At 73.3% G+C, this 24139-nt stretch carries 22 protein-coding genes; 6 read left to right on the forward strand and 16 right to left on the reverse strand.

From position 1 onward, the window contains the following. Positions 1 to 234: 234 nt before the first annotated feature. Together F8279_RS21205 and F8279_RS21210 are read right to left on the reverse strand one after the other, a co-directional pair. On the reverse strand, positions 235 to 780 hold the full coding sequence (locus F8279_RS21205; RefSeq protein ID WP_091422149.1) for a TIGR00730 family Rossman fold protein: 546 nt from the start codon (positions 778 to 780) through the stop codon (positions 235 to 237). 3 nt (positions 781 to 783) lie between these two features. Further along, positions 784 to 1665 carry a TIGR00730 family Rossman fold protein gene (locus F8279_RS21210; RefSeq protein ID WP_091422147.1) on the reverse strand — a complete coding sequence of 294 codons (882 nt, stop codon included), beginning with the start codon at positions 1663 to 1665 and terminating at the stop codon, positions 784 to 786. Positions 1666 to 1820: 155 nt separating this feature from the next. Here F8279_RS21210 and F8279_RS30345 point away from each other — a divergent pair, with 155 nt between their 5' ends. After that, positions 1821 to 1985 (forward strand): hypothetical protein, encoded by a 165-nt coding sequence (locus F8279_RS30345; protein WP_175438761.1) that lies wholly within the window; start codon positions 1821 to 1823, stop codon positions 1983 to 1985. A gap of 46 nt (positions 1986 to 2031) precedes the next feature. On the opposite strand, the gene dapE is transcribed toward F8279_RS30345, so the two are convergent. Beyond that, a complete protein-coding gene (dapE, locus tag F8279_RS21215; protein WP_091422145.1) occupies positions 2032 to 3105 on the reverse strand; it encodes a succinyl-diaminopimelate desuccinylase in 1074 nt (357 codons plus the stop codon). Positions 3106 to 3209: 104 nt separating this feature from the next. Between dapE and dapD the strand changes: the two genes are divergently transcribed. Beyond that, positions 3210 to 4169 (forward strand): 2,3,4,5-tetrahydropyridine-2,6-dicarboxylate N-succinyltransferase, encoded by a 960-nt coding sequence (gene dapD / locus F8279_RS21220; RefSeq protein ID WP_091422142.1) that lies wholly within the window; start codon positions 3210 to 3212, stop codon positions 4167 to 4169. Between the two features lie 51 nt (positions 4170 to 4220). On the opposite strand, the gene F8279_RS21225 is transcribed toward dapD, so the two are convergent. Beyond that, a complete protein-coding gene (locus F8279_RS21225; RefSeq protein ID WP_151500840.1) occupies positions 4221 to 7571 on the reverse strand; it encodes a S8 family serine peptidase in 3351 nt (1116 codons plus the stop codon). A gap of 139 nt (positions 7572 to 7710) precedes the next feature. Between F8279_RS21225 and F8279_RS21230 the strand changes: the two genes are divergently transcribed. Both F8279_RS21230 and F8279_RS21235 read left to right on the forward strand, forming a co-directional pair. After that, the gene (locus F8279_RS21230; RefSeq protein WP_151500841.1) at positions 7711 to 8277 is read left to right on the forward strand and encodes a sugar O-acetyltransferase; all 567 of its coding nucleotides are present in this window, start codon (positions 7711 to 7713) and stop codon (positions 8275 to 8277) included. Between the two features lie 83 nt (positions 8278 to 8360). After that, positions 8361 to 10946 (forward strand): hypothetical protein, encoded by a 2586-nt coding sequence (locus tag F8279_RS21235; RefSeq protein ID WP_151500842.1) that lies wholly within the window; start codon positions 8361 to 8363, stop codon positions 10944 to 10946. Positions 10947 to 10989: 43 nt separating this feature from the next. Here the strand turns inward: F8279_RS21235 and F8279_RS21240 are convergent, their stop codons facing one another. Genes F8279_RS21240 through fdxA form a run of 5 tightly spaced genes read right to left on the reverse strand, consistent with a single transcriptional unit; the run spans position 10990 to position 14737 of the window. After that, positions 10990 to 11637: a nucleoside/nucleotide kinase family protein gene (locus tag F8279_RS21240; RefSeq protein WP_151500843.1), complete on the reverse strand. Its 648-nt coding sequence runs from the start codon at positions 11635 to 11637 to the stop codon at positions 10990 to 10992. Continuing rightward, positions 11637 to 12281: an SIMPL domain-containing protein gene (locus F8279_RS21245; RefSeq protein WP_091422130.1), complete on the reverse strand. Its 645-nt coding sequence runs from the start codon at positions 12279 to 12281 to the stop codon at positions 11637 to 11639. Before F8279_RS21245 ends, F8279_RS21240 begins: the two co-directional genes overlap by 1 nt. Before the next feature lie 5 nt (positions 12282 to 12286). Beyond that, on the reverse strand, positions 12287 to 13303 hold the full coding sequence (locus F8279_RS21250) for a prephenate dehydrogenase/arogenate dehydrogenase family protein (RefSeq protein ID WP_091422129.1): 1017 nt from the start codon (positions 13301 to 13303) through the stop codon (positions 12287 to 12289). 1 nt (position 13304) lies between these two features. Next, on the reverse strand, positions 13305 to 14414 hold the full coding sequence (dapC, locus tag F8279_RS21255; protein ID WP_091423223.1) for a succinyldiaminopimelate transaminase: 1110 nt from the start codon (positions 14412 to 14414) through the stop codon (positions 13305 to 13307). After that, the gene (gene fdxA / locus F8279_RS21260) at positions 14411 to 14737 is read right to left on the reverse strand and encodes a ferredoxin (RefSeq protein WP_091422126.1); all 327 of its coding nucleotides are present in this window, start codon (positions 14735 to 14737) and stop codon (positions 14411 to 14413) included. Before fdxA ends, dapC begins: the two co-directional genes overlap by 4 nt. Positions 14738 to 14816: 79 nt before the next feature. Here fdxA and F8279_RS21265 point away from each other — a divergent pair, with 79 nt between their 5' ends. Further along, positions 14817 to 15788, forward strand: coding sequence for a GNAT family N-acetyltransferase (locus tag F8279_RS21265; RefSeq protein WP_151500844.1), 972 nt, complete (start codon positions 14817 to 14819; stop codon positions 15786 to 15788). Between the two features lie 12 nt (positions 15789 to 15800). On the opposite strand, the gene F8279_RS21270 is transcribed toward F8279_RS21265, so the two are convergent. The 3 genes from F8279_RS21270 to mshB all read right to left on the reverse strand — a co-directional run bounded on the left by F8279_RS21270 (position 15801) and on the right by mshB (position 17766). Then, a complete protein-coding gene (locus F8279_RS21270; protein ID WP_151500845.1) occupies positions 15801 to 16265 on the reverse strand; it encodes a hypothetical protein in 465 nt (154 codons plus the stop codon). Positions 16266 to 16351: 86 nt separating this feature from the next. Beyond that, positions 16352 to 16846 carry a hypothetical protein gene (locus F8279_RS21275; RefSeq protein ID WP_091422117.1) on the reverse strand — a complete coding sequence of 165 codons (495 nt, stop codon included), beginning with the start codon at positions 16844 to 16846 and terminating at the stop codon, positions 16352 to 16354. Continuing rightward, a complete protein-coding gene (mshB, locus tag F8279_RS21280) occupies positions 16843 to 17766 on the reverse strand; it encodes an N-acetyl-1-D-myo-inositol-2-amino-2-deoxy-alpha-D-glucopyranoside deacetylase (protein WP_175438760.1) in 924 nt (307 codons plus the stop codon). Before mshB ends, F8279_RS21275 begins: the two co-directional genes overlap by 4 nt. Positions 17767 to 17851: 85 nt before the next feature. Here mshB and F8279_RS21285 point away from each other — a divergent pair, with 85 nt between their 5' ends. After that, a complete protein-coding gene (locus tag F8279_RS21285) occupies positions 17852 to 19996 on the forward strand; it encodes a prolyl oligopeptidase family serine peptidase (protein ID WP_151500846.1) in 2145 nt (714 codons plus the stop codon). A 46-nt stretch (positions 19997 to 20042) separates the two neighbouring features. Here F8279_RS21285 and F8279_RS21290 read toward each other — a convergent pair whose 3' ends face one another. From F8279_RS21290 to F8279_RS21305, 4 genes are all read right to left on the reverse strand, one after another. Continuing rightward, positions 20043 to 21788: an ABC transporter substrate-binding protein gene (locus tag F8279_RS21290; protein ID WP_091422106.1), complete on the reverse strand. Its 1746-nt coding sequence runs from the start codon at positions 21786 to 21788 to the stop codon at positions 20043 to 20045. 107 nt (positions 21789 to 21895) lie between these two features. Next, entirely contained in the window at positions 21896 to 22882 is a 987-nt protein-coding gene (locus tag F8279_RS21295) for an ABC transporter permease (protein ID WP_091422104.1), read from the reverse strand. Between the two features lie 13 nt (positions 22883 to 22895). After that, the gene (locus F8279_RS21300; RefSeq protein ID WP_091422099.1) at positions 22896 to 23900 is read right to left on the reverse strand and encodes an ABC transporter permease; all 1005 of its coding nucleotides are present in this window, start codon (positions 23898 to 23900) and stop codon (positions 22896 to 22898) included. Then, the coding region (locus tag F8279_RS21305) for an oligopeptide/dipeptide ABC transporter ATP-binding protein (protein WP_368668837.1) at positions 23897 to 24139 on the reverse strand (243 nt) is incomplete at its 5' end. The genes F8279_RS21300 and F8279_RS21305, both read right to left, overlap by 4 nt.

Here is a 24139-nt window from a genome sequence, read left to right on the forward strand (position 1 = left end):
GTGACCCCCGCCCCCGCGCCGCCGGGCCGGCGCACCAACCGGTACGCCTGCATCACCGACATCCCACCACGCCGGTACGACACCCGGAAACCGGCGTCCACCCGCGCGCCGCAGCTCATCCCGGCTCACGCGACGCCCCCCGAGATCCAGGTAGATCTTGGTACGAAAGTGCCCCCACAGGGGCCGTCTGCTACCAAGATCTCGCGGCGGGCCGGAGGCAGCGCAGCGGGAGACTCAGGTCAGGCGGGCGTCGATCAGGTCCAGGGCGGCGGGGACGCTGTCGGCGACCATCAGCAGGTCCAGCGCGGCCGGCTTGAGGAACTGCTGCTCGCCGAGCCCACGGATCCAGTCGAGCAGCGGCCGGTAGAACCCGTCCACGTCGACGATCACCATCGGCTTGGCGTGCAGGGCCAGGGTGGCGGTGGTCCAGACCTCGAACAGCTCGTCGAGCGTGCCGAGGCCGCCGGGCAGCGCGACGAACGCGTCGGACTTCTCGTCCATCAGCGTCTTGCGGCTGGCCAGGCTGTCGGTGACCAGCAGCTCGTCGGAGTCCAGGTCGGCGACCTCCAGGTCGACCAGGGACTGCGGGATGACGCCGACGGTGCGGCCGCCGGCCGCCCGCGCGCCCTGCACCACGGCGCCCATCATGCCGACACAGCCGCCACCGCTGACCAGGGTGTGCCCGCGCCGGGCCAGTTCCTCACCGGTCTCGGTGGCGAGCGCCAGCCAGCGGGCGTCAAGAGTGCGGGAGGACGCGCAGAAGACACAGACGTTGGCCACGGGTCAGCTCCGTCCCGCCGGGCCCTCGGGGGCGGCCTCGGCGGCGGCGCGCTGGTCGGCTGCCACCCGGGCGACCGCCTCCTCGCGAACCGCCTCCTGCTCGGCGGAGAGCACCGCCTCGGCCTCCACGATGTGGCGTACCGCCTCGTTGACGTCGTCGGTGAGGCGGATCAGGTCGAGATCGACCGGGCCGATCTTGCCCTCGGCAGCCATGGTGCCGCGCAGCCAGTCGAGCAGCCCGCGCCAGTAGTCGGTGCCCATCAGCACGACCGGGAAGCGGGTCACCTTGCCGGTCTGCACCAGGGTGAGCGCCTCGAACAGCTCGTCCAGGGTGCCGAAGCCGCCGGGAAGCACCACGAACGCCTGGGCGTACTTGACGAACATGGTCTTGCGGGCGAAGAAGTAGCGGAAGTCGATGGCCAGGTCGACCCAGTCGTTGAGGCCCTGCTCGAACGGCAGCTCGATGCCGAGCCCGACGGAGAGGCCACCCGCCTCACCGGCGCCCCGGTTGGCGGCCTCCATCACGCCGGGGCCGCCGCCGGTGATCACCGCGTACCCGGCCCGGGCGAGGGCGCCGCCCAGCTCCTCGGCCATCCGGCACTCCGGGCTGTCCGGCTTGCTGCGGGCGGAGCCGAAGACGCTCACCGCCGGGGGCAGGTCGGCGAGGGTGTCGAAGCCCTCGACGAACTCGGAGAGGATCCGCAGCGCGCGCCAGGCGTCCTTGGTCTTCCAGTCGCTGCGTCCCCGGGAGTCGAGCAGCCGCTGATCAGCCGTACTCGTCGGAATCGCCCGGTTGCGCAGCGTCACCGCCCCGCGGTGCCGTTCTCCCCGGTTCCGCTCCTCCCGCTGACCGTCCCCGGCCGCCATTCCCCTGCTCTCGCCCATGGGGTCACCGTAGTAGAGCGGCCCGGGCGCGGCGCGAAGGCCCGGGAGCCGGAGAAATCTTTGGGATCCGGGCAACTAATTCGGTCGCACGTACGTCTTACTATTCACATACCCGGTATACCCCGGGCGACGCGCCTTCGGGGGAGGAGCCAGCGTTGATCAGTAACAGCGAGATGATCCGGATCCGCCGTCAGATGCAGCGGCGGATCCGTGACGTGGTGGCCGAGCGCCGCCGCGCCCGGATGATGGAGACCCACCGGTCCGACCTGACCGGCGAGACCGGCGATGCGGACGCACCCCTGACGACGACGACCGTCTGACGATCCGGGGCCCGTGCGGCGGGCGCGGGCCCCGGATCGCAGGGCGTCAGGCCGGGGCCAGCCAGCGGTGCAGCGTCGCCGCGCCGTCCCGGATCTTGGTCAGTTCGACGTGCTCGTCCTTGTGGTGCGCGAGGTTCGGGTCGCCGGGGCCGAAGTTCAGCGCCGGGATGCCCATGGCCGCGAACCGCGCCACGTCCGTCCAGCCCAGCTTGCCGATCGGCGCGGCACCCACCGCCGCCAGGAATTCCTGCGCCGCCGCGCTGTCCAGTCCGGGCGGCGCACCGGCCGCCGCGTCGGTGACCTCCAGCTCGAAGCCGGCGAAGACCTCGCGCAGGTGCGCCTCGGCGCCCGCCGGGTCGCGGTCCGGGGCGTACCGGTAGTTGATCTCGATCTGGCAGCGGTCGGGGATGACGTTGCCGGCCACCCCGCCGGTGATCCGCACCGCGTTGAGACCCTCGCGGTAGTCGCAGCCCTCGATCGTCACCCGGCGGGCGTCGTACGTGGTCAGCCGCCGCAGCACCTCGCTCGCGCCGTGGATGGCGTTCACCCCGTGCCAGGAGCGCGCCGCGTGTGCCCGCTCGCCGTGCGTGGTGACCACCGCCCGCATGGTGCCCTGGCAACCCGCCTCGACGATCCCGTACGTCGGCTCCAGCAACACCGCGAAGTCGGCCTCCAGCCACTCGGGGTGGCTCTGCGCGACCAGGGTGAGGCCGTTGTACTTCGACTCGATCTCCTCGGCCTCGTAGAAGAAGTACGTGACGTCGTAGCGCGGGTCGGGCAGCGTGACCGCCAGGTGCAGCGCGAAGGCGACCCCGGACTTCATGTCGGAGGTGCCGCACCCGTACATCAGATCGCCGCGCATGGTCGAGGGGAAGTTGCCGTTGAGCGGGACGGTGTCCAGGTGGCCGGCGAGCACCACGCGCTGCGCCCGGCCCAGGTCGGTACGGGCCATGACGGTGTTCGAGTGCCGGTAGGTGGTCAGGTGCGGCACACCGCGCAGCACCTCCTCGACGCAGTCGGCGATCGCCTTCTCGTTGAGGGAGACCGACTCGATGTCGACCAGGGCGCGGGTCAGCGCCACCGGATCGGCCAGGACCTCGGGGGTCAACGGGTTCTGCATGTCTCGCACGGTACCGTCAACCTCGACGGGCCAGGGAACACGTTCGGCGAGGCCCGCGGCCGCGAGCAGCGGCGGACGCCGTTGCCGGAGGAAAGGGTGACATCGTGACGTCCGCACCATCCGCCTGGGGCATCGGCCTGGCCACCGTCACCGCCGAGGACCAGGTGCTCGACACCTGGTACCCGACCGGCAAGCTGGGCCTGGGCGAGCTGCCGCTGGTGCCCGGCGAGGACCAGGCCGACGTGCTCGACCTGCCGCCGGGCGCGATCGGTGAGCGGGCGCTGCCCGGCCTGCGTACCGTCGAGGTGACCACCGTGATCGGCTCGCTGGACGACCCGATCAAGGACGCGGCCGACGCGTACCTGCGGTTGCACCTGCTCTCCCACCGCCTGGTGCGACCCAACGAGCTGAACCTCGACGGCATCTTCGGCAAGCTGGCGAACGTGGCCTGGACGTCGGCCGGGCCCTGCCCGCCGGAGCGGGTGGACGAGCTGCGTGTCATCGAGCGGGCCGCCGGCCGCCACCTGGCCGTGTACGGGGTGGACAAGTTCCCCCGGATGACCGACTACGTGGTGCCGTCGGGGGTGCGGATCGCCGACGCGGACCGGGTCCGGCTCGGCGCGCACCTGGCCGCCGGCACCACCGTCATGCACGAGGGCTTCTGCAACTTCAACGCCGGCACGCTGGGCACCTCGATGGTCGAGGGCCGCATCGTGCAGGGCGTGGTGGTCGGCGACGGCTCCGACGTCGGCGCGGGCGCCTCGATCATGGGCACGCTCTCCGGCGGCGGCACCGACAAGGTGCGCATCGGCGAGCGCAGCCTGGTCGGCGCGAACGCGGGCATCGGCATCTCGCTCGGCGACGACTGCGTGGTGGAGGCCGGCTGCTACGTCACCGCCGGTTCCAAGGTCACGCTGCCGGACGGCCGGGTGGTCAAGGCCCGCGAGCTGTCCGGCGTCGACGGGCTGCTGTTCTGGCGCAACTCGGTGACGGGCGCGCTGGAGGCGAAGCCCCGCACCGGCCAGGGCATCACGCTCAACGCCGCGCTGCACGCCAACGACTGAGCCGTACCCCCGTCCGGGTCCGCGCTCACCGCGCGGACCCGGACGGCCGGCTCACCGCAGGCGGTACGCCTGGATGATCCGCTGGGTCACGGTGTTGCCGGCGTCGTCACGGGCGGTGGCCCGCAGCGACGCGTACCCCGGGCCGGCCGGGTGCCGGACGGTGGCCGTCCACGCCCCGCCCTGCTTCTTCAGCGCCGCCTTGCGCCAGGTCTTCCCGCCGTCGTACGAGACGTCGACGGTGAGCGCCACGACCCGGCCGGACGGCGCGCCGGGCTGGCGCTGCACCGTCACCGGCACGGTGAACGTCCGGCCCGCCGGGGCGGAGCTGTCCACCGCCAGCGGCGGGGTGAACCGGACCGCCATGGCCGGGAGCCGGGCCGGCACGTCACCCGGAACCCGCTTGGAGCGGAACGTCCAGCTCGCCGAGACCTCGGTGCTCAGGTCGGTGAAGCCGCGCGTCGCCGTGGTCTCCAACCGGTAGTTCGCCGTTCCCGGCGGCAGCGTGAACTCGCCGTATCCCGGGTAGGGCGACTCGGCGAACAGCTTGCCGTTGCGGTAGAGCCGCGTCTGCTCGGTGTCGTTCAGCGAGCCGCCCGGGTGCCCGGCGGCGTCGCTGTGCACCGGCAGCGAGACCACGAGGGTGTCGCCGGTACGGGTGATGCCCTGCTCCGGCCACCGCGGCTGCGGGAACGACGGGCCGAACGGGGCCTTGTTCCACTCGTCGCGGTAGGTGTGACCGGCCCGGTAACGGGTCGGCCCGGACTCCAGCACCGCCCGCGGCTGCAACCAGCCGTCCTCGTCCCGCTCGCCGAAGGCCAGTTCGGCGCTCCAGCGGGTCCGGGTGGTGGTGAGGTGGTCGATCCGCTTGCCGGGCACCTGGACGGGCAGGATGACCGCCGAGCCGCCCATGTTGTAGTCGGGCTCCGGGTACACGACCAGTTCGTTGTCCATCCCGGTGTAGCCGGCGGCGAACCGGTTGGCGACGGTGGCCAGGTCGGCGGGCCGGTAGTTCCGGACGAAGCCGGTCGGGAAGCGGCCCGGGAACAGCTCGTTCAGTCCGTAGAAGTACGGGCTGCGCTCGGGCGCGGTCGGCTCGGCCCACTGGCTGGCGAGCGAGCCGACGAACACCTTGTCGGAGACGCCACGGCCGACCTGGGCCGAGTAGAGGCCCTCGAACCTGTCGGTCCAGAGCCCGAAACTGGCGTAGTAGTCGTCGAATCCCCAGGCCGCTGTGACGTCGATCAGCAGCGGCGCCGCGCCGCGCTGCGGCACCGTGGTGCGCACCGGCTTCGCCCGCCGGGCGTCCAGCGCGAGCCGCTGGTTCCCGGTCACCACCAGCTCCGGCTGGGCGAGGAAGGAGATCTCCGACCAGCCCTGGTCGCCGTCCACGATGATCAGGCTCTGCACGCCGTACCGGCCCTTGGGCACCCGGATCCGGGCCTCGCCGTCGGCGTCGTAGACGTCGCGGTAGCTGCCGTCGTCGAGCCCGAGCAGGCTCGTGTAGTAGCCGTCGGTCAGGGCGCCGGAGCGGTTGCGGTGCGTCACGGTCAGGTCGTAGCTCTCCACCTCGCGGTCGACCGCGAGCGGGGTCACCGCCACCGCGTCGCCGGCGCGGGCGAGCAGGCGGCCCGTCCAGTAGCCGTCGGCGCCGCCGAGCCGGGTGTCCACCACGACCGTCACCTGGGCGGTGCCTCCTGCGGGAACGGTAAGCCGGGACGTGCTGAGGGTGAGCATGCCGGCCGGTGCGGCCCGCCCGCCCGGCCCGGTGAACTCGGTGCTCAGGTCCAGCGTGAGCGGGGCGTTCCCGCCGTTGCGGTAGGTCACGGTCCGGCTGATCGGCTGGTCGTCGGTGTGCGGCCAGGTCGCCACACCGAACGAGACGGACGCCGGTTCGCTGGTCACCTGCTGCGTGATCGCGCGAGCGAGGTCGACCCGGCCCGCGCCCTGCTGGAACGCGGTCTGCTCCGGGTGCGGCTTCGCCGAGGCCATCAGCGTCGCCTTGTAGCGGCCGGGCGTCCAGCCGGGGTGCTGCTGGGCGAGCAGCGCGACCGCACCGGCCACGTGCGGGGTGGCCATCGACGTGCCGGACAGCGAGGCGTACCGGTCCCCCACCGGGTCGCCGATCTGGCCGTTCGCGGCCCGTGCGGCCACGATCTCCACCCCGGGCGCGGTGATGTCCGGCTTGATCGCCCCGTCGCCGACCCGGGGACCGCGGCTGGAGAAGTCGGCGAGCGCGTCGTCCCGGTCCACCGCGCCGACCGCGAGCGCGGCGTCGGCGGTGGCCGGCGAGCCGACCGAGCCGTCGGCGCCGTCGTTGCCGGCCGCGATCACGAAGAGCGTCCCGTGCTGTTCGGTGAGCGTCCCGACCGCCTCCTCCAGCGGGTCCACCTCCGGGGAGTCGCCGCCGCTGAGGCTCATGTTGACCACCGTGGCGTGCTGCTCGGCCGCGGCCCACTGCATGCCGGCCAGGATGGCGGACTCGGTGCAGCCGTAGATCTCGCAGACCTTCCCGGACAGCAGCGTGGCGTCCGGCGCCACGCCCCGGTACTTCCCGCCGGAGGCGGCGCCGCTGCCGGCGATGGTGGAGGCCACGTGCGTGCCGTGCCCGACGATGTCGTCCGGGTCCGCCTCCTCGGTGAAGTTGCGCGATTCGGCGACCTTGCCGGCCAGGTCCGGGTGGGTGAGGTCGACGCCGGTGTCGAGCACCGCGACCCGCACGCCCTTCCCGGTCCAACCGGCGGCCCAGGCGGTCGGCGCGCCGATCTGCGGCACGCTGTGGTCGAGCGTCACCCGCCGCCGGCCGTCGAGCCAGATCCGGTCGACACCCCCCGCCGCGTCGAGCCGGGCGCCGGAGCGGTCCGCGCTCACCGCCTTCCAGAGCGCGCCGGTGTCGCTCTTGTCGGCGACGACAGCCGCGCCGTCGATCGCCGGCAGGTCGCGGGTCACCCGGGCGCCGGCGAGCGGGTCCGCCGTCCGCCGGGCCGCCCCCGGCCGGTACGTCACGAGCAGGGGTACGGTGCCGCGGCGCGCGTCGTCGTAGCCGGCCTCGATCAGCCCGGTCACGTCGAACAGCCGCCGGTCGAGCTTGCCCGCGCGGACCAGCGGCAGCGCGTCCTGCGGCAGCACGGTGAGCCGGTCGCGCTCCCGCCCGACCACGAACTGGATGCCGGCACGGCCGGCGCCGGGGCGTACCGCGGCACGGCCGCCGGGGGCGACGCTGACCCGGTCGCCGGTGATCAGGGTGACGGTGACCGGGTGGGCGCCGGGCTGGGCGGACGGCCCGGTACGGGCGGACGGGCCGGTCGGCGCCGTGGGCGCGGCGGCCAGCGCGGGCACCGGCAGGCCGAGCGCCAGCGCCAGGCCGAGGCCGAGCGCCGTCAGCTTTCTGCGGTTCCGGAGCAACCTTCCTCCTTCGTCGGACGTTCATCGATGAGAGACACATCGACGCGGGTATCAGAATTACATACCGCGTATGCAACGGGAAGTCGCCGATCCGACGGAACCGCCACCCCGTTCCCGGGCCGGCCGGGACGATCGAGCGATGACCTCCATGAAGGACCGGATGCTGGCCGGCGAGCAGTACATCGCCGACGACCCCGCGATCATCGCCGACCTGGAGCGTGCCGCCCGGCTCGGCGAACGCTTCAACCGCAGCTCCGCCGACGACTCGCCGGGCCGCCTCGCCGCCCTGCGCGAACTGCTCGGCTCACTCGGCGAGGACGCCTGGGTCCGACCGCCGCTGTACTGCGACTACGGACACCGGACGCACATCGGACCGCGCACCTTCGTCAACTTCAACGCGGTCTTCCTCGACGTCGCCCGCATCACCATCGGCGCGGACGTCCAGATCGGACCGAACGTGCAGCTGCTCACCGCCACCCACCCGGTGGAGCCGGAGGCGCGCCGGGCGAAGTGGGAGTCGGCCCAGCCGATCACCATCGGTGACAACGTCTGGCTCGGCGGGGGCGTGATCGTGCTGGCCGGAGTGACCATCGGCGAGAACACGGTGGTCGGCGCCGGCGCGGTGGTCACCCGCGATCTGCCGGCCAACGTGGTGGCGGTGGGTAACCCCGCTCGGCCGATCAGGAACCTGACTCAACCGTCCTGAGCTGCGAGAACAACCGTTCCAGCGGATGCGGATTTCCGACCCGTCGCGCACTCTGGGTAGCAGGACGCTTACCGGGAGGCACAATGGGACGGGTCCTCGAACTGCGCGTGCACGGGGTCTCCAACACCCCGCCGGATCAGCTGCTCGGCCTGACCGCCGGCGCCAACGGTGACGGTGCGCAACCAGCGCTGGTCGCCGGCGGTCAGGTGACCGGCTTCTACCGGTCGAGCACCGCGGGGCGGGACGACCCGATCACGGTCGAGGCGTACAGCTGGGGGCAGTTGACCTCCGGCGCGCGGACCCGGCGGGACGTGGAACGGGCGCTGTGGACGCTGATGCTCCCTTTCGCACTGGCGAACGTCGCGCTGCACGCCCGCGCCGGCATCCCGCCCGACCCCGACCAGGAACGCTGGGCCAGCCGGTCCGGCATCACCGCCTGGCTCATCCGCCTGTTCTGCCTGAGCCTGACCTGCACGCTCGTCCTCACCCTGACCGGCGTCGGAGTGGATCTGATCGGCTGGCAGTGCGTGGAGGCCGACTGCCTCGGCCGGCTCCCCGGCCCGTGGGAGTTCCTCGGCGACTCCTGGTGGCGCGAGGACACCCGGGCGCTCGCGCTCGGGCTGCTGCTGCCACTGCTCGTGCTGGCCGCGATCGGACTCGTCGCCTTCCGGACCTACCAGTACGAGGCGCAGATGCCCGCCGACCCGCACCACCACGCGCCGGCCCGGGAGGGCGGGGAGCCGGTCGAACGACCGGACCCGCGTGAGCCCCCGCAGAACCCGCTCCAGGATCCGACGTTCTGGAACGGGGAGGGGCAACTGCGCCGGGCCGCCGTGCTGCACCTGTGCACCGGGGCGGTCAGCGCCGCCGCCGTACCGGTCACCGCGGTGCTGATCATGGACCCGCCGCGCGGTGTCCGGGCCGCCGTCGCCTGGCCCACAGTGGCGCTGCTCGCCGTCGTGGTGGTGATCGCCGTGGTGGCGGTCGCCCGGCCGTGGCTGAGCCGGCGTCAGGGCGCCACCCCGCTCGGCCGGTGGAGCGCGGCGGTAGCGACGATCACCGCGCTCGGACTGATCGGCTCGTTCGCCCTGCTGCTGCTCCCCGACGGGGCGGCCGGGCAGCCGCTGTCGACGTACCGGCCGCCGGCCGGGTGCGCGGCGCAGCCGGACACCTCCGGCTGTCACGCCGACCGGTCCCTGCCCGGGTACGACACCGCGATCGCCTGGCTCATCGCGTACCAGGTGCTGTTGCTGCTCGCCATCGCCGCGGCGAACCGCTCCGGCCGCCGGGCGCTGGCCGGGCCCGCCGCCGGCATGCTGCTGCTGCCGCTCGGTGCGGCCTGGATCGAACGCGGCCTGCCCGCGCTGCCCGCCGCGCCGGACGAGCTGCGTACCTGGATGCTCGTCGGCCCGGCCGTCGCGCTGGCCACCGCCGGACTGTTCCTGCCCCGCCTGCGGCCGGCGGTGCCGACCCAGCCGCTCGGCGCGTACACCGATCTGGCCTGGCGGGGCTGCGCCCCGGCGGTCATCGCCGGGTTCGGCTGGATGATGGCGGTGGCGTACTGCGCCGGGCTGCTCTACTGGGTCAGCGACCGGCTCGACGGATCGGCCGAGCCGAGCGGCCCGAGCCGCGTCGTGCCGCCACTGGCCGTCTTCTGGGCCGGGCTGGCCTGCGCGGTCGGCCTGGCCGCGCTGATCGGGCTGCTGATCCGGGCGGTCGTCCTGCTGCACCGCCTGCGCCGGGTCGAGTACGCCCGGCTGGCCGCCACACCCGGCCTGTCCGCACACGACCTGCGGCGCTGCCGCGACGTCAGCACATACCGGGCGCTGCACCGGTTGGTCGGCGAGCACGCGGTACGGCTGCTGGGCTGCTACGCGGCGTTCTGCGCGATCCTGGTCACCCTCTGCTGCGCCGCCGCGCTGTCCGGCGAACGGCCCAGCCCGCTGTCCCCGTCCGGCTGGCAGACCGCCATCCACTGGACCGCCGAGCGCGGCGACACGGTCCTCGGCTGGCTTCCGGTCGTGATGGCGGCGCTCGGGCTGCTCGTCTACCGGACCGACTCGGTCCGCCGCTCGGTCGGCGTGATCTGGGACGTGTGCACGTTCTGGCCCCGCGCCGCGCATCCGCTCGCGCCGCCCAGCTACGCCGAACGCGCCGTACCGGAGCTGCAGACCCGGGTGGCGGGGCTGCTGGCGTTGCCGCCGCACCACAACGACCGGATGGACGGCGTCATCCTCTCCGGGCACAGTCAGGGCACCGTCATCTGCGCCGCGGTGCTGCTGCAACTGCCCCGCCGGTGGCGGCTACGGACCTGGTTCTTCTCCTACGGCTGCCAGCTCACCCGGCTCTACGGGCGGGTCTTCCCGTCCTACTTCGGGCCGGAACGGCTGCGGGCGCTGGCCGGCGCGCTCACCTGGCCCGGCGGGCACGTGGCCTGGACGAACTTCTGGCGGGACACCGACCCGCTGGGCTGGCAGGTCAGCGCCGGTCAGCGGGACGTGCCGGTGGCCGACCCGGAGGCGCTGCACCCGTCCGGCGGCGAGGTGGCCGACCCGCCCATCCGCAGCCACAGCGGCTACCCGGAGGCGGTGGAGTTCACCCGCGAGCGGGCGGTGGTGGCCCGGCTGCTGCGCCGCACCGTGCCGTCACCCCGGCAGCGGACCGGCTGACCGTGCGCCACTGCGACGGCGGGTCGGCCGGTGACGCCCGGCGTCACGCCCGCGGCGGGTCGGCCAGGCGTACCACCAGGTCGGCGTGCGCGGCCGTGCCGGCGACCCGCCGCGCGTTCTCCTCGTCGCTGCCGAGCGCCCAGGCACGGGCCTGCTCGGGCGACTTCCCGTACGACTCGTGGCGGGCGGTGAGCCGGCGCAGCCGCAGCTCCGCGTCCAGGTCGAGGAACCAGATCTGGTGTACGAGCGTGCGCACCTCCTCCCACGGGTCGTCCCGCAGCAGCAGGTAGTTGCCCTCGGTGACGACCAGGCGCACCTCGGGCGGCACCTCGATCGCCCCGGCGACCGGCTCCTCCAGGTCGCGGCGGAACTCCGGTGCCCACACCGACGTCGGCTCCAGCCGGCGCAACCGGCGCAGCACGGAGACGAAGCCGTTGACGTCGAACGTGTCCGGCGCGCCCTTGCGGTCGGCCCGGCCGAGCCGTTCCAGCGCCGACCCGGCCAGGTGGAAGCCGTCCATCGGGACCAGCCGGGCGACCGGGCCGAGCGCGGCCACGATCCGTTCCGCCAGTGTGGACTTGCCCGCCCCCGGCGCGCCTGCGATGCCGAGCAGCTGACGCGGGCCGTCCTCGGCCAGCGCGCGCGCCCGGGCGACCAGCTCGTCGAGCGGGAGTACCTCCGCCTGTGGCATCAGCCCAGCACCGGCTCGCTGATGGTGAACCGCGCCTCGACCGCCGCCTGCACCGGCTGCGGCGCCGGGTCCAGTTCCAGCTCGAACTCCGGTTGTTCGCCGGAGCGCGCGTACGCCGCCTTGACCATCATCGGCGGGCCGGCGCTCATCCCGGTGTCGGACAGCTCGCGCAACGCGATCACCCGGGCGCCGAGCGCCTCGGCGTACTCCCGGGCCCGGACCAGCGCGTCGGCGATGGCGGCGTGCCGCACCTCGCGGTAGGCCGGGCTGTCCGGCCGCAGCGACCACACCGGCCCGGCCACCTCGACCTGCTCCTGGTCGGCCAGGCGGAGCATCAGGTCACCGAGCGCCGTGAAGTCGGTGGTCGTCACAGTGGTGCTCACGCTGCCCTGGTAGGCCACCACCCGGTCGCCGGAGCGCTTCGTCACCGGCCAGACGTGGACCTGGCCGGTCTCCCGGCGCTCCACGGCCGGCTCGGCCGCGTCGAGCAGCGCGCGCACCGCGGCGGCCCGTTCGGCCAGCCGCGTCAGCGTGGTCTCCCGGTCCCGGTCCCGCGCCGTCGCCGTCACCGTGAAACGGGCCAGCTCGGGAGCCACCTCCCGGTAAGCCTCACCGCGTACCGCCACGACCGGTGCGTCCGCCATGCCGCTCAGCCTAACGGCGGGGTGGCCGGCAGGTGCCCCATGTAGGTGACCGCGCCGGCCGCCTCCCGGACCTCGCTCAGGTGGCCGCCCGCCGCGCCCAGCTCCCGCAGGTACGCCAGCTCGCCAGCGTGGTCGGCGGCGGCCGGGAACTCCCGCCGGTGTGCGGTGAACGTACGAGCCCGCAGCGTGGAGCGGACGTCCCGCCCCTCGGCGAACCGGTCGGCCAGCGCGCCGGCGTCGCCACCGCGCAGCGCAACGGTCAGCTCGTCCAGGAACGCGCCGAGCGCGTCCAGTTCGGCGAGCACTCGGTCCCGGTTGCCGAGCAGCATGTTCGCGGTCCGCTCGGGCGGCCCGCCGGCGACCCGGGTGCCGTCGGAGAAGCTGCCGGCGGCGAGCGTCAGCACCGCGTCCCGCAGCGCCGACCTGTGCACGGTCCCGGCCAGCGCGCCGGCCAGCACGTGCGGTACGTGCGAGGCGAGCGCGGCGGCGCCGTCGTGCTCCGGGGCGGACATGGGCACCACCCGGGCGTGGAAGACGTCCACCAGCAGCACCGCCAGCCGCCGGAACGCGCTCAGGCCGGTCGGCCCCGGGCAGAGCACCCAGGCGGCGCCGTCGAGCAGCTCCGGGCTGGCCGCGCCCGCTCCGGCCCGGTCCGCGCCGGCCATCGGGTGGCCCGGCACGAAGCGATGCCCGAGCCCCTGGACGGTGGCGGCGGTGCTCACCTCGGCCTTGACACTGCCCACGTCGGTCAGCACGCAGCCGTCGTCGGTCACGGCGGCGACCCGGGCCAGCGTCGTCGGCAGCGTGGGCAGCGGGCCGCACAGGAACACCACGTCCCGGCCGGTGACCGCCTCCTCGACGGTGCCGGGAGCGTCGACGCCCCGGTCACGTACCTGCCGGCGGGCCGCCGGATCGGGATCCCAGCCGGCGACGTCGAGCCCGGCGTCGCGCAGCCGCAGCAGCACCGAACCGCCGATCAGCCCGGTGCCGACCACCGCCGCCCGCGCCAGCCCGCCCGCCACGTCATACCCCGGCGAGCCGCCCGGCCACCGCGTCCACGTGCTCGTCGGACTCGGTGAGGGCCACCCGGACGTGCCGGGCGCCGGCCGGGCCGTAGAAGACACCGGCGGCCACCAGGATGCCCCGGCGGGCCAGCCGGTCCACCGTCTCCCAGCAGTCCTCGTCCCGGGTGAGCCACAGGTAGAGCCCGGCCTCCGAGTGCTCGACTGTGAAGCCGGCGCCGGTGAACGCCTCGCGCAGCTTCTCCCGCCGGGCGCGGTAGCGCTCCCGCTGGGCGTCGGCGTGCTCCTGGTCGCCGAGCGCGGCCACCATGGCGGCCTGCACCGGCGCCGGCACGATCAGGCCCGCGTGCTTGCGGATCTTGAGCAGCTCGGCCACCAGCGCCGGGTCACCGGCGACGAACCCGGCCCGGTAGCCGGCCAGGTTGGAACGCTTGGACAGCGAGTGCACCGCCAGCACGCCGTCGTACGAGCCGCCGCACACCTGCGGCGAGAGCACCGAGACTGGCTCGGCGTCCCAGCCCAACGGCAGGTAGCACTCGTCGCTGGCGACCACGGCGCCGCGCTCGCGCGCCCACTCGACCACCTTGCGCAGGTGGGCGGCGGGCAGCACGCGGCCGGTCGGGTTGCCCGGCGAGTTGACCCAGACCAGGCGGACCCGGGGATCCGGGCCCAGCGCGGTCAGCGAGTCGGTGCGTACCGTCGTCGCGCCGGCGAGCCGGGCCCCGTCCTCGTAGGTCGGGTAGGCGACCGACGGCACCACGACCACGTCACCGGGGCCGAGCCCGAGCAGCGTGGGCAGCCAGGCCACCAGCTCCTTGGAGCCGATCGTGGGCAGCACGCCCAGCCCGTCGACGCCCGCGCCGCAGGCCCGCGCGACCCAGGCCGCGATCGCGTTCCGCAGGGCGGGCGTACCGGCGGTGAGCGGGTAGCCCGGCGCGTTGGACGCGTCGGCCAGGGCCTGCCGGATCAGGTCTGGCACCGGGTCGACCGGCGTGCCCATCGACAGGTTGATGAGACCGTCCGGGTGCGCCGCGGCCGTGGCGGCCGCGGCGTCCAGGGTGTCCCAGGTGAAGTCGGGCAGCCGTGCCGAGACCGGCGTGCGCCGGTTCAGTGGCCCTCGCCGCGCGGCGGCTGCGCGGCGACGAAGGTGGCGTCCTTCTCCACCTTGCCGATCTTCGAGGCGCCACCGGGCGAGCCCAGTTCCTCGAAGAACTCGTAGTTGGCCCCGGTGTAGTCCTTCCACTGCTCCGGGACGTCGTCCTCGTAGAAGATCGCTTCCACCGGGCAGACCGGCTCACAGGCACCACAGTCGACGCACTCGTCGGGGTGGATGTAGAGCATCCGGTTGCCCTCGTAGATGCAGTCGACCGGGCACTCCTCGATGCATGCCTTGTCGAGCACATCCACGCACGGCTCGGCGATGATGTAGGTCACCGGTCTTCTCCTCCGCAAGACTCGTCGCGATCAACCGCAACGGTAAGAGCCTAGTATCTCGCCGGGGAGGGGGTCGATCGTGCTCCGACAGCAGGACGTGGGACACCGGATCGTGGTCCGCCGGATTGTGGGGATTCGCGAGGGCCGCACGCTGTTCTCCGACGCGCTCGGCGAGCTCGTGGAGCTGAGCGAGACCCACATCACCCTGTCCACCGACGCCGGGCCGCTGCGCGTACCGGTGGCCGAGGTGCACCGGGCAAAGCGGGTGCCACCGGCCCGCCGGCCCACCGCCGCCGCCGTGGTCGCGCTGGAGCTGGCCGCCGACGAGGCGTGGCCCGCACCGGTACGCGGACGGCTCGGCGACTGGCGGCTGCGCTGGGCCGACGGCTGGACCGGGCGGGCGAACAGCGCGCTGCCGGTCGGCGACCCGGACCGCCCGCTGCCCGCCGCGCTGGACGCGGTGCAGCGCTGGTACGCCGAGCGCGGCGGGCCCGCGCTGGTGAACACCCCGCTGCCGCTGGCCGCCCCGGTGGGCGCGGAGCTGGACGCGCGCGGCTGGACGTCCCGGCCCCCGGTGCTGGTGCAGACCGTCCCGCTGCGCACCCTGACGGCGCCGCCGGCCACCGCGGCACCGGCCACCGACGTGCCGCCGGTGACGCTGGCGGATGCTCCGGCCGACGACTGGCTGGCGATCGCCGCCGGCCGCAAGGGCGGGCTGCCGGACGCCGCCCGGCAGGTGCTCACCGGGACGCCCCGGGTCCGCTTCGCCGAGCTGCGCGAAGACGGCCGACTGCTCGCGGTCGGGCGGGGCACGGTGACCGGCGAGGGCCGCTGGCTCGGTGTCAGCCTGCTGGAGACGGTGCCGCAGGCGCGCCGCCGAGGGCTCGCGGTCGCTGTCGTACGCGCACTGGCCGGGTGGGGCGCCGGCGAGGGCGCCACCCACGCGTTCCTCCAGGTCGAACAGAGCAACACCGGCGCTGTGGCGCTCTACCGAGGGCTCGGCTTCACCACCCACCACACCTACCTGACCCGGGTCGCCCCGGCGACCTGAGCCGCGCTCCGGTCAGCGCCGGACGATCTTGCGGGGCCGGGTGCGCTTCATCTCGGCGTACCGCTTGAGCTGGCGGGACCGGTAGTCCCGGCCCAGCGCGGTCAGGATCAGGTAACCGACCAGCACGCCCGCCGCGGTGGCCGCGAGATAGAGCCAGATCTGGGCGAAGAAGAGGCCGGCGCCGCCACCGAACGGGTTCTCCCCGACCACCAGCGGGCCGACGAACACGGTGAGCGCCAGCGCGACCGCGACCGCGGCGGCCAGCTCGCCGGCCCAGCGGCCCAGCGGCCGGTCGGCGCCCCACCGGAACGCGGTGCCGGCCAGGATCAGCCCGATGACCAGGAACATGGCGAGCGAGACGCGGCCGGAGGCGGTGTCGTCGTCCGGTAACGCGAATCTGATGACCAGCCGGGCCACCACGTTCACCCCGAACAACGCGGCCGCCAGCACGCCTACCGCACGCCACCGCTGAGTCATCGCACGCCTCCAGCCGTACCGCCCGCTCCCTCGGCGGGCCTCTTGGCAGGAATGTCTACCACCGCGAGCTGTGCGGCGTCAGCACCTCACCGTGCGTCCGGTGGTGTCACCAGGTGCCGGAAGCCCAGTACCGCGAACGTGACCGCGCCGGCCACGATCAACGCGAGGCCGAGCACGTTGTCACCGGCGAGCGCCAGATCGCCCTCGACGGTCCGGAAACCCCCCACCACGATCACCAGGAACCACGGCAGCGCGCCGAGCACCACCGCCCAGCGCGTACCCGTCGAGCGGTGGGCGAACCGGCCCAGCAGCACCGTCGTCGCCACCACGGCGACGACCCCGGCGGCCACCAGGCCGACCCCGAGAAGCGCCCGCAGCCCGCCGGAGCGGCCCTGCACGGTCTCCCAGGCCCAGGTCGCGAAGATCAGGTCGAGCAGCGCCAGCAGGACGCCGGCCCAGACCGTCACGACGCCGCCGGCCACCCGCAGCGCGCGGTCGAGCATCCGCTCCGCCGGGCTCGGCGTCGCGGCCGTCGGCGGCTGCTCGGGGAGGGTCGACACGGGTACGGCCGGCAGCGTCACCGGAGACCGGCCGCCGCGACCGGGGACCGGTGCGTGCCGTCCAGGGCGATCCCGGCGAAGAGGTCGTCCTCCCAGCCGTACGGGCCGGCGCCCGGGCCCTTCTCGCCGACCGCGAGCGTGTAGTACTCGACGCCCATGAACTCGCCGCCGAAGTTGCCGGCGATCGAGTAGAGCCAGGAGTTGGCCGGGATCTGGGTGGCGTGGGCGCGCATCGCCGCCTCCTTGGCGGCGTGCTGGTCGGTCCCGTCGATCCGGGCGGCGATCTCCGCGTCCGGCGTGCCGAACGGCAGCTCGTCGGCGCTCTCGATGCCGGCGAACGGGTTGTCCGAGGACTCGGTGAACGTCTCCAGGCCCGCGTCGAGCACGCTGCGGGGCATGGCCGTCCAGTAGACCTTCGCCGGGGCGATCCCCTCGGCCGCGGCCAGCTCCACCGCCCGCATCGCCACCCGGTGCGCCTGGATGTGGTCGGGGTGGCCGTAGAAGCCGTCCGGGTCGTAGGTGACGAGCACCTGGGGGCGGACCTCGCGGATGACCTCCACCAGGTACCCGGCGGCGACGTCCAGGTCGGCCTGCCAGAACGCCCGCGGGTGCTCGTTGGTGGTCAGGCCCATCATCCCGGAGTCGCGGTAGCGGCCCGCGCCGCCGAGGAACCGGTGGTCGGTGACGCCGAGCGCGGCGCAGGCGGCGGCCAGCTCGCCGATCCGGTAGCCGCCGAGCTGGTCCGCCTCGGCCGCGCAGAGCTGGGCCAGCGCCGGGACGTGGATCTCGCCCTCCTCGCCCAGCGTGCAGGTGACGAGCGTGACGTGGGCGCCGGTGGCGGCGTAGTGCGCCATCGTCGCGCCGGTGCCGATCGACTCGTCGTCGGGATGCGCGTGGACCAGCAGGAGGCGTCGGTCGGGCAGGGTCGTCACGCCCGTCACTCTAACCGGCGGTCCTGCCCGCTCGACGGTGATGCGTCCGCCCAGGTCGGCCACATCACCCCCGGCACCCGCCTACTCTGCAGGCGTGGACTTTCCCGAGCTGGCCGCCCGTACCCGTCGGTTCAGCCACGGGGCGCCGCGCGCCGTCTCCGTCGCGGGCGACGGCGCCCGGGTGATCTTCCTGCGTTCCGCGGGACCGGAGGACCCGGCCGACGCGCTCTGGCTGCTCGACGTCGACAGCGGCGAGGAACGACTGGTCGCGGACCCGGCGGTGCTGCTGGGCACCGACGTCGAGCCGGCCCGCCTCGCCCCCGGTGAACGGGCGCTGCGCGAGCGGTTGCGGCTCAGCTCCGGCGGCATCGGCTCGTACGCGCTGGACTCGGCCGGCCGGGTCGCCGCGTTCGCGCTGGCCGGACGACTGTTCCGGGCCGACCTGGTGCACGGCGACGTGGTCGAGGTGGCAGCCGCCGGGCCGGTGATCGACCCGCGGCCCGACCCGGCCGGCGAGCGGCTGGCGTACGTCACCGACGCCGCCGAGGATGTGCGCCGGGGCCAGTTGCGGGTGGTGGAGCCGGACGGTACGGACAACCTGCTCGCCGGGGAGGACAGCGGCGTCACCTGGGGCCTGGCCGAGCACATCGCCGCCGAGGAGTTCCACCGCTACCGGGGTTACTGGTGGGCGCCGGACGGCCGCAGCGTGCTGGCCGCCCGGGTCGACGAGTCCCGCCTGGAACGCTGGTACCTGCACGACCCGGCCGACCCGGCGAGCCCGCCGACGTCACTCGCGTACCCCGTGGCGGGTGGGCCGAACGCGGAGGTCAGCCTGCACCTGCTCGACCTCGACGGCGGCTGGGTCGACGTGCACTGGGACCGGGAGACCTATCCGTACCTGAGTTCGGTGGACTGGGCCGAGGGCGGGCCGCTGATCACCGTGCTGCGCCGCTCGCAGCAGCACGGCCTGGTGCTCGCGGTGGACCCGCGCACCGGGGAGACGCAGGTGCACGCCGAGCTGGCCGATCCGCGCTGGGTGGAGCCGATCCCGGGAACCCCGGCGCACCTGCCCGACGGGCGGGTGCTGGTCGGTGGCGAGCTGGCCCACGACGGGTACGACGCGCGCTGCCTGTTCGCCGACGGCACGCTGCTCACCCCACCCTCGCTGTACGTGCGACGGGTGGTCGGGCGGCTGCCGAACGGCCCGAACGCGGCGGCGGACCTGCTGGTGGAGGCGAGCGAGGGCGAGCCGAGCCAGCGCCACCTCTACCGGGTGCGGACCACCATCGGCGGCGGTATGGACGCCCGCCGGATGGGCAGCGACCCGGGCTGGCACACGGCCTCGATCGGCGGGTCCACGCTGGCGGTGGGCATCGCCTCGCTGGAGCACGCCGGGGTCCGCTGGCGGGTGTGGCACGGCGACCGCGAGGTGGCCGAGTTGCGCTCGTTCGCCGCCACCTGCTCGTACGCGCCGCGGCCGACGATGGTCCGGGTGACCGACAGGCGGCTGCCCAGCGCGGTGCTGTACCCGGCCGAGCACGTCAAGGGCACCCGGCTGCCGGTGCTGCTGGACGTCTACGGCGGGCCCGGCCACCAGGAGGTGGTGGCCGCCCGCGGCGTCTGGCTGGAACGGCAGTGGTGGGCCGAGCAGGGCTTCGCTGTGGTCACCATCGACAACCGGGGCACCCCGGGCATCGCGCCGTCGTTCGAGAAGGCGATCCACCGCCGGGTCGCGGACGTCATCCTGACCGACCAGGTGGACGCGCTCACCGCGCTCGCCGACAAGCACCCGGATCTGGACCTGGAGCGGGTGGCGGTGCGCGGCTGGTCGTTCGGCGGCTGGCTGGCCGGGCTGGCGGTGCTGCGCCATCCGGAGTTGTTCAAGTGCGCGATCGTCGGCGCGCCGGTCACCGACTGGGCGCTGTACGACACCGCCTACAGCGAGCGCTACCTGGGCATGCCGGACGACGGGATGGACGTCTACGCGCACCACTCGCTGGTCGAACTGGCCGCCGAGCCGCTCGGCGACCCGGCGCAGGCCCGGCCGATGCTGCTGGTGCACGGCCTGGCCGACGACAACGTGCTCGCCACGCACACGCTGCGGCTGTCGGCCGCGCTGCTGTCCACCGGCCGCCCGCACGCGGTGCTGCCGCTCACCGGCGCGAGCCACCTGGCCGCCGGTGGGGTGTCCGAGCGCCTGCTCCGGCTGGAGCTGGACTTCCTGCGCCGCTACCTGTGAGGAAGGGCCCCTCGACGAGGGGCCCTTCCGTCAACCACGGGTGTGGCTACTGCTTGACGTACGCGTTCACGAAGCTGGGCCAGCCGAAGATGCTGCCGATGAAGAGGCCGCCGGCCTTCTCACCGTGGGCCACGGAGACCACCTCGTTGTAGAGCGGCACCGCGGGCGCCGACTCCTTCATCAGCTTCTCGTCCAGCTTGCTCCACTCGTCGGCCTGCTTGGCCGGGTCGAGGGCGAGCACCCGGTCGAACTCGGCGTTGATCGCCTCGCTGTTGAGCTGGGAGGTGTTGCTGTTGCCCTCGGCCTTGAGGCCGCGACCGTCGAAGAGCACCGGCAGGACCGAGGCGCCGCTGGGCCAGTCGGCCGCCCAGGAGTCGACCCAGATGTCCCACGGGTTGTCCTTCTTCTTCACGAAGTCGAGGTAGCCGTCGGCCGGGATCGGCTTGACGGTGACCGTGAAGCCGGCCTTCTCCAGCGCGTTCTTGACCTGGGTGGCGGTCTCCTGCTGCCAGGTCTCGTCCCCGGTGCCGAGCACCAGGTTGACCGGCTTGCCGCCCAGCGCCTCCTTCGCCTTCGCCGGGTCGCCGCTCTCACCGGCCGGGTACGCGTCGAACTTCTTGTACCCGAGCGTGGTCGGGGGCAGCAGCGTGGTCAGCGGCATGGCGCCGTACGGGCCGCCGAGGTTCTTGGTGATGCTGCTGCGGTCGATCGCGTAGTTGATCGCCTGCCGCACGGACAGGTCGGTGACGCGGGTGGTGTTGATGCTCAGCCGGAACACGTTCGGCGTCGCGGCGACGATCATCCGCGCCTTGAGCGCCGGGTCACCGGTGATCTTCGCGAGCAGTTCGGACGGCACGCCACCGCTGGCCACCGCCGCCGCGTCGTTGCCGGTGCCGGCGAGGACCCGGTTGGTCTGGGTGTTCTGGTCCGGGCCGAGGGTCCAGACGAACTTGTCGGGGTACGCGTGCCGCACCGCGTCGGTGGCCGGGTCCCAGTTCGGGTTGCGCTCCAGCACCATCTCCACGCCGGGCTGGATCTTGGTGAACCGGTACGGCCCGGACGAGAACGGCATGTTGTCCAGGTTGACGCCGGTGTCCTTGTCCGGCGGCAGCGGCGCCGTGGCCGGGAGCGACACCGCGAACGGCAGGTCGCAGCGGGGCTTGCTGAACTCGAAGCGCAGCGTGCGCGGGTCCGGCGTGGTCAGGCCGGGCGGCAGCGAGGTCTTGTTCTTCTTGAAGTCCCACTTGGTGTCGTACTGCGGGGTGTCGGCCAGCCACTCCTGCAGGTAGGTGGGGCCGCCGGTCAGGTCCGGGTCGAACGAGCGGGCGATGCCGTAGGCGATCTCCTTGGAGGTGATCGGACGGCCGTCCTCGAACTTGACGCCCTCCTTGATCGTGAACTCCCAGACCTTGCAGTCGTTGTTCACGTTCTTGCCGGGCGTCTCGGCCAGGTCGCCGACCAGCGTGACGTTGCCCTTGCCGTCGTCCTTGAAGGTGGTGAGGAAGCGGGCGTAGAGCTGGCTGCCCATCAGGCCGGCGAACGAGTAGACCCGCTGGGGGTCCAGGTGGGAGATCTTGCTCTCCCGCAGGATGTAGAAGGTCCCGCCCTTGGCCGCGCCGGGCACCTCAGCCGCGGGGCCGAGCGAGTCCTTCGGGTCGGTCGCGATGGCGCCGCTGCGGGGCTTGTTCGTGTCCACGCTGTCGCCGCTGTCGCCGGTGTTCTTGCTGCACGCACTGAGGGCGACCACCAGTGCCATCGCGCCGCCCACGGCGGTGGCGAGTCTTGCTCGCATACTCAACTCCTCGGGTCCGATGAAGGAAAGCTTCGCCTAGCTTTCACTCGCGGTAAATTTCGAGCAGATAACGGGGCCACAACGATCGACCACCGGCTAAGCCCGGGTCAGCCGAGGCGCACCCGGGGATCGATGAACGCGTAGAGCAGATCGACAATGATGTTCGCCACCACCACGAACAACGCCGACACCAGGACCGTGGCCATGATGGTCGGCAGGTCGCCCTGGCGCACCGCCTCCACCGCCGTGCGCCCCAGCCCTTGGATGCCGAACGTCGTCTCGGTGATGACAGTGCCGCCCAGCGCCGCGCCGACGTCGATGCCGGCGATCGTCACGATCGGCGTGATCGCGGCGCGCAGCGCGTGCCGCCCGTACACCTTGCGTTTCGCCACGCCCTTGGCCCGCGCGGTCCGGACGAAGTCCTCGGAGAGCGTCTCCAGCATCTGCGCCCGGGACAGCCGGGCGTAGATCGCGGAGAAGAGCAGCGCGAGCGTCACCCACGCCAGCACCAGGCCGCGCGCCCACTCCACCGGGTTCTCCAGGAACGGCACGTACCGGGGTGTCGGCAGGATCTTCAGCGAGTACACGAAGATCAGCAGCAGGACGGCGCCGACGAAGTAGAGCTGCAGCGACGCGAACGTCAGCGTCAACCCGATCGAGATGCGGTCGAGCAGCGACCCCCGCCGTAGTGCCGAGATCATCCCGAGTCCCACCCCGAGCGCCAGCCAGAGCACCGCCGCCGGGAGCACGATGTTCAACGTCACCGGCAGCACCCGGGCGAACGTGTCGGTCACCGACTCGCTGTTCACGTAGGAGTAGCCGAGGCAGGGCGCCTCGCACTTGCCGCCCTGCGCGCTGCCCAGGTCACGGCCGACAAAGATGCCCTTCATGTAGTTGACGTACTGCGTCGGCTTCGGGTCGTTGAGCCCCAGCTCCGTGCGCACCCGCTCCAGCCGCTCGGCGTTGCAGTTCTTCGGGCACATGCCGGTCACCGGGTCGCGGGGCAGCGCGAAGAACATGAGGAAGCTGACGATGCTCACCGCCAGCAGCACCGAGACGGCGAGCAGCAGCCGCTTCAGCAGAAACCGCACCATGGCGTCGAACCCCCTACCGTGACGACTTCGGGTCGAGCGCGTCGCGCAGCGCGTCGCCGAAGAGGTTGAACGCCAGCACGAGCGCGAAGATGGTGATGCCGGGGAAGAAGACGTACGCCGGATCGGTCTGCAGGTAGTCGATGCTCCGGTAGATCATCCGGCCGAAGCTCGGCACCGACTCGGGCAGGCCGACGCCGAGGAAGGACAGCGCCGCCTCCCCCGTGACGTACGACGGCACCGCGAGCGAGAACGCCACCAGGATCGGGGCCCAGATGTTCGGCAGCAACTGCCGGAACAGCATGTGCCCGAGCCCGGCGCCGCTGGCCCGCGCCGCCTCCACGAACTCCCGCTCGCGCAGCGAGACCACCTGGCCCCGGACGAGCCGGGCCGTGCCGGTCCAGCCGAACGCGGCGAAGACCACGATCAGCGTGGTCACCGCGAACCACGTCGGTACCGCGTCCCGGGGGCCGTAGAAGCGCAGCGAGAACGTCGGCACCACGGCCAGCGCGAAGATGAGGAACGGCAACGCCAGCGCGACGTCGGTGATCCAGCTGATCACCGCGTCGACCACGCCGCCCAGGAAGCCGGCGACGATCCCGAGCACCACGCCGATCGTCGTGGTGACGAGCGCGGCGCCGAGCGCGATCAGCAGCGACGTCCGGATGCCGTAGATCATCCGGATGAAGATGTCCCGGCCCAGGCCCGGTTCCAGCCCGAACCAGTGGTCGCCGCTGACGCCGCCCACGTAGCCCAGCGGCATGCCGGTGGAGTCCAGCAGCTCACCGAACTGCTGGTTCGGCGACACGCCGTAGAGCCGCTGGATCAGCGGGGCGGCCACCGCCACCAGGATGAACAGGGCCAGCACGATGCCGCTGACCATGGCGGTGCGGTCGCGCCGCAGCCGGGCCCAGACGAGCTGGCCGGGTGAGCGGCCGACCAGCCGCTTCTTCTCGTCCGGCTCCTGCCCGGGGGACTCGATCTCGGCGAGCGCCACACCCTCGACCGGCGACAGGCTCATTTCGACACCTCCACGGGTTCGCCGGTCGGCACGCCGACCGGTCCGCTCTCCGGGTAGTGGCAGGCGGTGAGCTGCCCGCCGCCGTCCCGCGTGACCAGCGCCGGCTCCTCGCTGGCGCAGTGGTCGGTGGCTTTCCAGCAGCGGGTGCGGAAGCGGCAGCCTGATGGTGGGTTGAGTGGGGTGGGGACGTCGCCGGTGAGGCGGATGCGTCCGGCGGGGCCGAGGGCGGTGACGTCGGG

It is taken from the genome of Micromonospora sp. AMSO1212t (assembly GCF_008868145.1).
In the GTDB taxonomy this organism is placed as follows: domain Bacteria; phylum Actinomycetota; class Actinomycetes; order Mycobacteriales; family Micromonosporaceae; genus Micromonospora; species Micromonospora tulbaghiae.

Excerpts from the sequence above, each read along its gene's own strand:
- F8279_RS21210 (WP_091422147.1), bottom strand. The coding sequence starts at position 1,665 with ATGGGCGAGAGCAGGGGAATGGCGGCCGGGGACGGTCAGCGGGAGGAG.
- dapE (WP_091422145.1), bottom strand. The coding sequence starts at position 3,105 with ATGCAGAACCCGTTGACCCCCGAGGTCCTGGCCGATCCGGTGGCGCTG.
- F8279_RS21230 (WP_151500841.1), top strand. The coding sequence starts at position 7,711 with ATGACCTCCATGAAGGACCGGATGCTGGCCGGCGAGCAGTACATCGCC.
- F8279_RS21235 (WP_151500842.1), top strand. The coding sequence starts at position 8,361 with ATGGGACGGGTCCTCGAACTGCGCGTGCACGGGGTCTCCAACACCCCG.
- F8279_RS21240 (WP_151500843.1), bottom strand. The coding sequence starts at position 11,637 with ATGCCACAGGCGGAGGTACTCCCGCTCGACGAGCTGGTCGCCCGGGCG.
- F8279_RS21245 (WP_091422130.1), bottom strand. The coding sequence starts at position 12,281 with ATGGCGGACGCACCGGTCGTGGCGGTACGCGGTGAGGCTTACCGGGAG.
- F8279_RS21270 (WP_151500845.1), bottom strand. The coding sequence starts at position 16,265 with ATGACTCAGCGGTGGCGTGCGGTAGGCGTGCTGGCGGCCGCGTTGTTC.
- F8279_RS21290 (WP_091422106.1), bottom strand. The coding sequence starts at position 21,788 with ATGCGAGCAAGACTCGCCACCGCCGTGGGCGGCGCGATGGCACTGGTG.
- F8279_RS21295 (WP_091422104.1), bottom strand. The coding sequence starts at position 22,882 with ATGGTGCGGTTTCTGCTGAAGCGGCTGCTGCTCGCCGTCTCGGTGCTG.
- F8279_RS21300 (WP_091422099.1), bottom strand. The coding sequence starts at position 23,900 with ATGAGCCTGTCGCCGGTCGAGGGTGTGGCGCTCGCCGAGATCGAGTCC.